The organism is Alcanivorax sp. HI0083, from assembly GCF_001635175.1.
On sequence record NZ_LWFX01000122.1, the window covers coordinates 1 to 10,928 of the forward strand.

At 60.2% G+C, this 10,928-nt stretch carries 8 protein-coding genes; 3 read left to right on the forward strand and 5 right to left on the reverse strand.

Annotated features, from left to right (window positions below):
- Window positions 1–482: lysophospholipid acyltransferase family protein (locus tag A3754_RS01390; protein WP_197468357.1), on the forward strand; the 482-nt coding region annotated here is incomplete at its 5' end.
- 197 nt (window positions 483–679) lie between these two features.
- Window positions 680–3,280 (forward strand): bifunctional aconitate hydratase 2/2-methylisocitrate dehydratase, encoded by a 2,601-nt coding sequence (locus A3754_RS01395; RefSeq protein WP_063518659.1) that lies wholly within the window; start codon window positions 680–682, stop codon window positions 3,278–3,280.
- Between the two features lie 130 nt (window positions 3,281–3,410).
- Here A3754_RS01395 and hrpB read toward each other — a convergent pair whose 3' ends face one another.
- Window positions 3,411–5,855 carry an ATP-dependent helicase HrpB gene (hrpB, locus tag A3754_RS01400; RefSeq protein ID WP_063518660.1) on the reverse strand — a complete coding sequence of 815 codons (2,445 nt, stop codon included), beginning with the start codon at window positions 5,853–5,855 and terminating at the stop codon, window positions 3,411–3,413.
- 140 nt (window positions 5,856–5,995) lie between these two features.
- Between hrpB and A3754_RS01405 the strand changes: the two genes are divergently transcribed.
- The gene (locus tag A3754_RS01405; protein WP_063518661.1) at window positions 5,996–6,562 is read left to right on the forward strand and encodes a hypothetical protein; all 567 of its coding nucleotides are present in this window, start codon (window positions 5,996–5,998) and stop codon (window positions 6,560–6,562) included.
- Window positions 6,563–6,629: 67 nt separating this feature from the next.
- Here the strand turns inward: A3754_RS01405 and A3754_RS01410 are convergent, their stop codons facing one another.
- The 4 genes from A3754_RS01410 to A3754_RS01425 form a co-directional block, all read right to left on the reverse strand.
- Window positions 6,630–7,367: a TenA family transcriptional regulator gene (locus A3754_RS01410; RefSeq protein ID WP_063518662.1), complete on the reverse strand. Its 738-nt coding sequence runs from the start codon at window positions 7,365–7,367 to the stop codon at window positions 6,630–6,632.
- A 71-nt stretch (window positions 7,368–7,438) separates the two neighbouring features.
- Window positions 7,439–9,475, reverse strand: a complete 2,037-nt coding sequence (locus tag A3754_RS01415) for a DUF3488 and transglutaminase-like domain-containing protein (protein ID WP_063518663.1) — start codon at window positions 9,473–9,475, stop codon at window positions 7,439–7,441.
- Window positions 9,475–10,431, reverse strand: a complete 957-nt coding sequence (locus A3754_RS01420; protein ID WP_063518664.1) for a DUF58 domain-containing protein — start codon at window positions 10,429–10,431, stop codon at window positions 9,475–9,477. The genes A3754_RS01415 and A3754_RS01420 overlap by 1 nt, the downstream gene beginning before the upstream one ends.
- 9 nt (window positions 10,432–10,440) lie before the next feature.
- A partial coding sequence (locus A3754_RS01425) for a MoxR family ATPase (protein WP_197468358.1) occupies window positions 10,441–10,928 on the reverse strand: 488 nt, incomplete at its 5' end.

A 10,928-nucleotide genomic window follows, 5' to 3' on the forward strand; every position in this document is an offset into this window, starting at 1 on the left:
GACTGCACGCCATGTTTGCCCCCTCCGGACTGCCGGAAGTGGATGATCTGGTGCTCAGCGGCCGGGAACATTTTGGCTCCACCATGTACCCCACCACCGCCCGCGGCGTTGCTGGCCTGGTACGGGCCATGAAGAAAGGAGCCCTAACCGCCATCCTGCCCGATCAGGTTCCCGATCGCCGCAGCGGGCGCCACGCCCCTTTTTATGGCCAGCCGACCTATACCGGGACACTGGCATGCAAACTGATCCGCCAGACAGGCGCCGTCACCTTCATGGCCTGGGCGCGTCGCCTGCCCGGCACCCAGGGCTACGAAATTCGGGTTCGGCCGGCTGACCCCTGCGTGGCAGATGAGGACCTGGATAAGGCTCTGACGGCCATGAACCGCTCCATCGAGCATCTTATCGACGAATCCCCCAGCCAGTACCTGTGGAGCTACAAGCGTTTCCGCCGCCCACCAGCCGGGGTCGACACGCCCTACTAGCGCTGCGCCCCTGCGTTTTCAGTGCCTCACCGTTTCAGTGATTACGAGTATTCACGCCATGAATGGTTGTAACCCCGGTTTGTCTTAACAATTGATGCCCATTCCGCTATACTCCGCGCGCAACTCCAACCCCCAGTAACACCCTAAAAGACTGATTTCCAAAAGAAATCAGCCAAGACGACGATGAGGGAAACGCTGTGCTAGAAGCCTATCGCAAACATGTAGAAGAGCGCGCCGCTGAAGGTGTGCCGCCAAAGCCGCTGACCGAACAGCAGGTTGCCGACCTGGTAGAACTGCTGAAGACCCCGCCGGCTGGCGAAGAAGAATTTATCCAGGACCTGTTCGTAAACCGCGTTCCACCGGGTGTGGACCAGGCCGCTTATGTTAAAGCCGCGTTCCTGACCGCGATCGTTAAAGGCGAAGCCAGCTCTCCCCTGATCGACCGTAAACGTGCCGTTCAACTGCTGGGCACCATGCAAGGTGGCTACAACGTTGCCACTCTGGTTGAAGCGCTGGACGATGCCGAACTGGCCGAAATCGCCGCAGACGAACTCAAGCACACCCTGCTGGTCTTCGATGCCTTCCACGACGTGGAAGACAAGATGAAAGCCGGCAACGCCAAGGCCAAGGAAGTGATCGAGTCCTGGGCCGAAGGTGAGTGGTTCACCAAGCGCGCGGACCTGGCAGAGAAAATGTCTCTGACCGTGTTCAAGGTCACCGGCGAAACCAACACCGATGATCTGTCCCCCGCCCAGGACGCCTGGAGCCGCCCGGACATCCCGCTGCACGGCAACGCCATGCTGAAAAACGCCCGTGAAGGTATTACTCCGGAAAAAGACGGCGAAATCGGCCCGCTGAGCCAGATGGACGAACTGAAGAAAAAAGGCTTGCCTGTTGCCTACGTGGGCGATGTTGTGGGTACCGGTTCTTCCCGTAAGTCCGCCACCAACTCCGTGCTGTGGCACTTCGGTGAAGACATCCCGTATGTGCCCAACAAGCGCGCCGGTGGCGTGTGCATCGGCGGCAAGATCGCCCCCATCTTCTTCAACACCATGGAAGATTCCGGCGCCCTGCCCTTCGAGTGCGATGTTTCCAAAATGGAAACCGGTGACCAGATCGACGTTTACCCATTCGCTGGCAAGGTAGAAAAGAACGGCGAAGTGATTGCCGAATTCGACCTGCGTTCCCAGGTGCTGCTGGACGAAGTGCGCGCCGGCGGCCGTATCAACCTGATCATCGGTCGCGGCCTGACCACCAAGGCTCGCGAAGCCTTGGGTCTGGCGCCGTCCGAACTGTTCCGCAAGCCGGAGCAGCCGGGTGATTCCAACAAGGGCTACACCCTGGCCCAGAAAATGGTCGGCAAGGCCTGCGGCATGGAAGGTGTTCGCCCCGGCATGTACTGCGAGCCGAAGATGACCACCGTAGGTTCCCAGGACACCACTGGCCCGATGACCCGTGACGAGCTGAAAGATCTGGCTTGCCTGGGCTTCCAGGCGGACCTGGTGATGCAGTCTTTCTGTCACACCGCCGCTTACCCCAAGCCGGTTGACGTGGAAACCCAGCACACCCTGCCCGACTTCATCATGAACCGTGGCGGTGTTTCCCTGCGTCCGGGCGACGGCATCATCCACTCCTGGCTGAACCGTATGCTGCTGCCGGATACCGTGGGTACCGGTGGTGACTCCCACACCCGTTTCCCCATGGGCATTTCCTTCCCCGCCGGCTCTGGTCTGGTTGCGTTTGCCGCTGCCACCGGTGTGATGCCGCTGGACATGCCGGAATCCGTACTGGTTCGCTTCAAGGGCAAGCGCCAGCCGGGCATCACCCTGCGTGACCTGGTACACGCCATCCCCATGCAGGCCATCAAAGACGGCCACCTGACCGTTGCCAAAGCCGGCAAGGTCAACGTCTTCTCCGGTCGCGTACTGGAAATTGAAGGCCTGGATGACCTGACCGTTGAGCAGGCATTCGAGCTGTCTGACGCGTCCGCCGAGCGTTCCGCTGCGGGCTGTACCATCACCCTGTCCGAAGACAGCGTGACCGAGTACCTGAAGTCCAACATCACCATGCTCAAGTGGATGATCTCCAACGGCTACGGCGACGCCCGTACCATTGAGCGTCGTATTCAGGGCATGGAAGAGTGGCTGGCCAACCCGAGCCTGATGCGTGCCGACGCCGATGCCGAGTACCACACCGTCATCGAAATCGACATGGACCAGATCAACGAGCCGGTACTGTGCTGCCCGAACGACCCGGACGATGCCAAGACCCTGTCCGACGTGGCTGGCGCCAAGATCGACGAAGTCTTCATCGGTTCCTGCATGACCAACATCGGTCACTTCCGCGCAGCCGGCAAACTGCTGCAGAAAGTGGAAAGCGGCACCATGCCGACCCGTCTGTGGATCGCTCCGCCGACCAAGATGGATCAGCACCAGCTCACCGAAGAAGGCTACTACAACATCTTCGGCAGCGCCGGTGCACGCACCGAGATGCCGGGCTGCTCCCTGTGCATGGGGAACCAGGCTCGCATCGCACCGAAGTCCACTGCAGTATCCACCTCCACCCGTAACTTCCCGAACCGTCTGGGTCAGGGTGCGGATGTGTACCTGGCATCGGCTGAGCTGGCGTCTGTGGCGTCCATCCTCGGCAAGCTGCCGAGCAAGGAAGAGTACATGGAGTATGCGAACACCATCGACTCCATGTCCTCCGAGATCTACCGCTACCTGAACTTCGACCAAATGGCCGAATACCAGGAAGTGGCAGACACCGTGAAGATCCCGGTTGCCCAGTCTGTATAACGACTGACTGACCGTTTCACGGAACCAAAAAAGCCCGGCTGCGAAGCCGGGCTTTTTTGTGTCTGTTTATCGAGCGGGTGTCGAATCAGGCGTAGCCGCAAGCCGCCCCCCCCACGGCAAACCGGAACCACTACTGCCCTAACCGGCGCTTGGTCAGCCCGGTAGCCTGTGCCTGCAGAGGATCTTCAGGCCATGGATGCTTTGGATAACGGCCACGTAAATCCTTGCGCACGGCCGCATAGTTCTCTGCCCAGAACCGCGCCAGGTTATCGGTAATCGCTGCCGGGCGCCCCGCCGGAGCGAGCAGGTGAACCGTGATCGCAAGCGCACCAGCCGCTAGCATCGGCAACCTCTGCAAACCGAACAGTTCCTGCAACTTGGCCGCCAACACCACATGCTCACCGGTGTAATCCAGATGCACGGTACGGCCGGTGGGAATGGTCACCGTTTCCGGCATCCATTGCTCCAGTTGGCGCTGCTGATCTATCGATAACAGGCCAGACAGCGCCGCCCCCAGAGGCAATTTTTTCAGATCCGCCACGCTGCGCATCCCGGCAAGGTAAGGCCCCAGCCACTGCTCCAGCCCGGACAGAAGCCCCGCATCACTCACATCCGGCCAACCCGCCTCTGGCTGCATCGCAGACAAGCGCAGAATACGCGCTTGCCACTGACGCCAACACTCCTCCCAGGGAAGCACCGCAAGCCCCAGGCTGCGGATGCCAGCCAACAGGCCGGCTACCTGCTGTTCATTGCTCAGTGACGCCAGTGGCTGGCTTTGCAGGACCAAATTCCCCAGCACCCGTTCACGGCGCCCGGTGACCCGCTGTTTTTCTGAGTCCCAACCAATGTGTTCCCGCCAACGACCATGCTGCTCCAGAACAGAGTCAATCTCTTGATCAGTCAAAGGCCAGGCGAGGCGAATGCGCGCGTCTTTGGGTTGCCCATCTGTGTCCATGACCAGCAACCATTCCGCTCCCTGCAGGCTATCGTTGTCATGCAGGAACAGGCCCGGGCCATCGGCCATTTGGTAACGCCCCTGGCTACCGCTGCGCCGCCGGCTTATCTGCAACGCAAACACTGACGCCAACAAGCCACCCATGCCATCGCGCCAGCCTTGCGGTGTCTGGTCGTTCCCGGCGTTAAGACGCTTCGCCTCGGCAAGCACCGTAGCGAAGCGTTGCGGATGATTCTCCAGCGCCTCCAGGCGCCGCCGTAAATCCACGCCCTCGCCGGCAAGGATATCCCGCTCGGAGAGCACCGCAACAAGCCGGGCCGCCGGCTCGGCTAGCCCGATCTCTTTGGCAGCAATCAACAGAAGGGCAAGAGATGGATCCACAGGGAGACGGGCAATGGCGTCGCCCCGGGGCGTCAGCGACCCGCTTTGATCCAGCGCACCACCGCGCTGCAGGCGCTCCACCGCACTGTCCCAGGCGGCCTGCGGTGGCACATCAAGCCATGGCATCTGTTGTGGATCACGGCAACCCCAGCGAGCCAGATCCAGCACTAGCCGGTCGAGCCCCACACGCTGAATTTCCGGCAATTGATAACGCGCCAACACATCCGCTTCGCCCCACAAGCGCAGGCTATGGCCTGGCCCCAGGCGCCCGGCCCGGCCACTGCGTTGCCGGGCATTGGCATCGCTGATACGACGGGTGACCAAGCGGGTACGATGCCGGGCAGGATCATAGACCGGCTCGCGGGCGAAACCACTATCGACCACGTGGGTTACCCCGTCGATGGTCAGGCTGGTTTCTGCCACATTGGTCGCCAACACGATCAGCTGCGGCTCATTGGCTGCCAATTCGAGCACCCTCTGCTGTTTGTCCAGAGACAAACCACCATGAAGCGTGGCCACCGCTACCCTACAGCCCCGCTGATCCAGCTGACTGGCAACACGGCGCATATCGCTCTGCCCGGGCAGGAAGACCAGTATCACCCCGGCGTCGCCGATCAGTCCCATCACCTGTTCCGCGCAATGGTTGCGCCAGTCCTGGCGGGCGGGCACCGGCGCATAGGCAACGGACACGGGGTAGCTCTGCCCTTCGCTACGCACCAGCGGCGCCTGCAGAAGGGTTTCCAGCGGGCCGCAGTCCAACGTGGCGGACATCACCAGCAGGCCGAGATCGGGACGAAAAACCTCACTCGCCTCCAGAATCAGGGCCAGGCCAAGATCGGCGTTCAGAGAGCGTTCATGGAATTCATCAAAAATCACCAGGCTGACACCGGGGAGCTCGGGATCGTTGAGCAACATGCGGGTCAGTACCCCTTCGGTCACCACTTCCAGGCGCGTCCGGGCACTCACCCGGGTATCAGTACGGGTGCGGTAGCCCACCGACTGCCCCACGGCTTCTCCCCGTTGCGAGGCCATAAAAGTGGCCACCGAGCGGGCCGCCACGCGGCGCGGTTCCAGCATCAGGATTTTCCCGCGCTGGCCCCACTGACTGTCCAGCAGCGCCAGGGGTACACGGGTAGACTTCCCGGCCCCCGGCGGCGCCTCGAGAATGGCACGCCCGTGCGCCTTTAACGCCTGTAAAAGCGGGTTAATCGCCTGATCGACTGGAAAAACTGTTGCCATTCGTTACGTCCGTCGCCGTTTCGCCGTGACCACCGTCACGCTGGCACTTTTCATCACGCAGTAATGCTCGTGACGTGCAAAACCTATGCTATATTCTGCTCATATAGCTAATAATTAATAACTACGTCAGATAGTGATTTATGCTGAATGATTTGGGGATCCCTGAGCATCTAATCTGGAAACTGGACCAGTTTGACAACCACAAGCGGGCGGTCAATTTTATCAAACAGTTCCAGGAAACGCTGTGCGTTTACAGTGCACCAGTACAGCAGCTCTATACCAACTACGACATCTCATTGCCCGATGATGATGATCGTTCAATGATCATTTTACCCAACCCCTACGCGTACCACGATACGTTCAACAGCATTGGGGACCACAGTGTGCATGCCAGCGGCATGTATATCGTCCCCGGCGATCTTTTCGGTAAGGAAGGATTATTTCTGACCTTGCGCCTGCTGAAGTACGGCAAGCGCGTCATCAAGCCGGTACCGCTGAAAGTGGGCCTGTGGGCGTTGATGAAAAAAGAAACGAAGGAAGTCCCCTTTCTGCCGGTTATCACCAAAGGCGACCTGCGCGCCTTCCGCAAGGATTTTCCCTGCCTGCACCTGCATCGCATTCAACCATCCAAGCTGGTGGACCGGTCTGCCATGGAGATCAAGGCAATCCAGAAAGTGATTCGCGACAAGCTGAAAGTGTATATGTAGCAACGCCCGAGGCCTGACGCAGGGCGCCTAACGGTAAAGGTCAGGCGCAAGCGTCAGGCACCCGGCTTCAAGCTTCCGGCGTTTGATAGCAATAATCCAGCGCCTGAATGTAATACTCCAGCCCACGCTGGGCCGCCTTGAAGGCGCGGTCACGGCTTTCCTGCTCTACACAGAGCAACTTCACCAACTCCATGGCCTCATGGGGGTGATCGTCGTCATAGGAGGCATGAGCTCTCAGCCAGGCCATGGAATGACGGTTAATCGTGGCGACCCCGTCTTCCTGATACGCCTTCATGCCCTTGACCACACTCTGGCTCCACTCGCCCGTGGCCCACTCAATGGCCAGATTGGTGGCAGCAATACCTTCTTCCAGGCTGCCCTGGCGCCCCATGGTCCAGAGAAAATTGTTGACCGCATCCATCGCCGCAGGAGGCTCAACGAACTCAAGGTCTTCCAGTGTCAGGCCGAAGCCCATGGCCCAGTCCTGGTACCAATAGGCGTGGCGCTGCTCAATCTTGATGTTGCCGATCAACCAGTTCTTGGCCTGCTCATGGCCCGGGAAGCGGCCAGGCCGGGTTTTCGCCAGGTTCAGCCCCATATACTTGGGGAAGTTTTCCACCAGCGGGTAGAAATTCAATAACGCACAACGGAAACGCGGCAGGCTCAGTTGCCCGCTGGCCATTTCCGCGAATACCGGGTGGTTAACAACCTTGTTCTTGAGGGGCACCAGGTCATCCCAGAACTGCTGGGCCCAAGGGGTATGCTCTGTCAGTTCGAGCGCTTTCTTATAATTTGCGGCACGCATTCGTCGTTCTCCATAACAACCCAAGCAATCATTGCAACGCATACCAGCGTACCCGCCTCCCGGATAGCACACTAGTCCAATAATTTGTATAAGCGATTTCGCAGGCCACGTAAATGGCGCATTTGCTGTTTACGGTTTTTTTGCCGTGGATCGTACAGTGCACGCTGGTAGTAACGGGCCCAATCCTGGGCCGGGCTGGCCGCCCGTGGCCAGCGCTCTGCTATGGCGCTGGCCAGTTGCGAAGGCGTTACCCCGGGGGCCAACGCCAGCCCGCAGGCCTGAGCACGCTGATGTAACCGCCAGAACTCCTTCTCCAAGGGCGACTGACTATGGGCTGGGTTGCGCCAGAACAGGTACAGGCCATACAGCCCCAACAGCAAGGCCACAGACACCATCAACGTAATCGCCACACGCAGCGGTGTCACTTGCCCCAGTAGCTTGCTCAGCACGGACAACTGCAGCTGGCTGTCGTAGCCCAGCACCCAGGTCTGCCAGCGGAAATCCACATAATCGGCCCACTCACGCATGACGCCCAGCAGGCCGCTGTCGGCAAAGCCATCAAATTGAATACCGCTTAGCTCACCCCCGGAATCACGCTCTTCAAGCGCGGCTCGTAAACCTCGCTCCACGCGTTCTGGCGCCACGGCACCGGTGGGGTCCACCCGCACCCAGCCCTGTCCCTCAAGCCACACCTCACTCCAGGCATGGGCGTCGTATTGACGCACCAGCAAGTGGGAACCCAGACTGTTCTGTTCGCCTCCCTGATAGCCCACCACCACCCGGGCAGGGATTCCGGCAGCGCGCATCAGGAAGGTAAAGCTGGAGGCATAATGCTCGCAGAACCCCTTGCGCGAACGGAACAGGAAATCGTCAATGGGGTCGGCCACCAGTTTGGGCGGTCGCAGCGTGTAGTGGAAAGGCTGTTGGCGAAAATACCTCAACGCCTGCTGCACCACTGCCGCATCCGACGGGTTCTCAAGGCGCCACTGCTGGGCGAGACCACGGGCACGGCGGCCGCTCTCGTCAGGAATCGACAGCATCAGCGCTTTCTCTTCTGCTGCCAATGGCAGCCGCCGGGTTGCCGCCGGCACACTGACAACCTGATAGCTCTGTCGTTGGCTCACCGGGTTGTTCGCCACCAGCCGCATGTCCCGGGCCAGGCTGACGCCTCCCTCACTGACAAAGGGTACCGGCATGGCAAACAGCCAGCGGCGCTGGGTAGGTTCAACTATAACCTGGTAGGCATAGCTGGTGCCGTCGCCCCGCCCGGCTGTCAACGCATCCACCCAGTCCGGGGTCGGCCCACGGCCGCCGTACAGGTAACGCGCCTCATCCATGCCGCGAGGAATGGCCTGCTGCCAGGCCCGGCCATCAAAATGGCTCAATGTCAGGCCGCGCCAGTAGCGCTCTGCCGGCGGCGGCATATCGCCGTCAAAAGCGACGCGGAACGCCAGCGCGGACGACTCTGACAGCTCGCTGATCTGTCCGGGGGCCATGCTGTCGGTCATCCCGGTGCGGGCTTTTCCGTTGCCCACCTGCATGTTCCACAGCGGCGCCACTCTGGGCACCAGCACAAACAGAATCAGCATCAAGGGGACCGCCTGGGCCATGATGATGCCGGCGCGTTTAAGGTGCTGCATGCCGCTGGCACGGGTATCGCTATGATTAATCCCCGCCAGACAGGCGGTGAGTAGCACCATGCACAGCAACACATAGAGGAACATCAGCGGGCTTTGCGAGAACAGCAACGACGTCGCACAAACGAAAAAACCCAGCACCAGCAAGACGTAGGCATCCCGCTGACTAACCACTTCCAGATACTTGAGCCCGAACAGCGACACCAGCAGGGCCACACCGGCTTCCGGGCCGTACAGGCGGCCGAAGCTGTAAAAGGTGAGCGCCACCGCCCCCATCAACAACAGGCTGCGGATAATACGCCCGGGCAACGCTATCCGCTGGCGGTTGACCAGGGCACGGATAATGATCACCAACGCAAACAGCCCCCCTTGCCAAAGCGGGCCTTTGAGTAACTGAGGCAGCGCACAGAACGTTACCGCAAGCGTCAGCCAAAGGCGGGTATGGGAAGGAACCTGGTAAATACGCGCCATCAGAACTCCGGGTAACAGGCCAGCGCATCCAGCAAGCGCCAGCGATGCACATCACCGGTATCCGGTGCCAATGTCAGGCCCGGCAACACCAACCCATAGGGCTGGTGCTGCCGATCCAGCTCCAGCACCCAGTGACACAAAATGGAAAGCCGTTGTTCATCGCCCAGCCCTTCCAGCTTGTCCCAGCGCAGCCATAACCGCCCACCCACTGGCTCTTCGAACAGCTTGGTATTCAGGCCGCGACCACGGGCATAGCCTTTCCAGTCGATCTTGCGCAAGGAGTCACCGGGCACATACCGGCGCAACCCCTGAAACTCTTCATTGCCGGACTGCCCACTACTGAATGCCCGCTGGTTATTTTTGCCACCATCGGCTGGGCAATCTTCACTTTCCTGCGGGCGCGGCCAGGCCAGACAGTAATGATCGAGCGTCACGTAGGACCAGGTACGCAGCAAGCCAAGAGGAAAACGGCTTTCCACTTTCAGTCGTGGTGCCGAGATTTTGCCCCTTCTGGCCAACGGCAGATTCAGCCACAGGCTCTCCTCCTCCCCGGCCATGACACTCACTTGCTGTGCATCCTGCCCCGGCCAACGCAACCAGACGCAATGGTGGGCCCGCTGCTCAGCGAACAGCACCACTTCCAGAGCCCCTTCTTCACCACTGAAACCGGATTCCGCCGTGCCATTACGCAGGCCCAGGGCCGATAAATTGCGAAAGGTATGCAAAATGGCAACCAGAAACAGGCTGGCCATCAGAAATGACAGGGCCAGAATCAGGTTGTTTTCATAATTGATGCCACCGATAAACAGCAGCGCGGCCACTAACAGATAGAAGAATCCGTAGCCGGTAGGAAAAATAAAAATACGTTTCTGGTTCAGAACGATCTGGCTGGCCGCCGGCAGTCGGCGTGCCAGCCATCGCTCATAGAGCCGACGTAGCCCGGAAGGAAGCGTCACGGCGCCGCCCTAGCGCCGTACCACTGGCACGGACTGGAGCAATGACTGGCTAATGGCTGCCACACTGCCCCCTTGCCGAGCACTCAGGCGATGCTCTGCCACGGAGGCCCAGACCGCCTGCACGTCTTCTGGCAGCACATAGTCCCGGCCCGTAATCAGCGCCCAGGCTCGTGCCGCACGTAACAGCCCCAAACCCGCACGGGGTGACAGCCCCGCCACAAAGCGGTCATCAGAACGCGTGGCGTCAAGTAGCCGCTGCACATAGTCGAGCAGCTCGCGGGTAACACGAATTTTGCCCACCACCTGGGCCAGTTTCATCAACCCTTCGCCATTGATTACCGCTTTCAGCTCGCGCACCTGCTGGCGCAAATCGCCGCCGGCAAGCAGTTCCAGCTCCACATCCGGGGCCGGGTAGCCGAGAGAAATGCGCATCAGAAAGCGGTCAAGCTGGGATTCCGGCAATACGAAAGTGCCCGCCTGATCTACCGGGTTCTGGG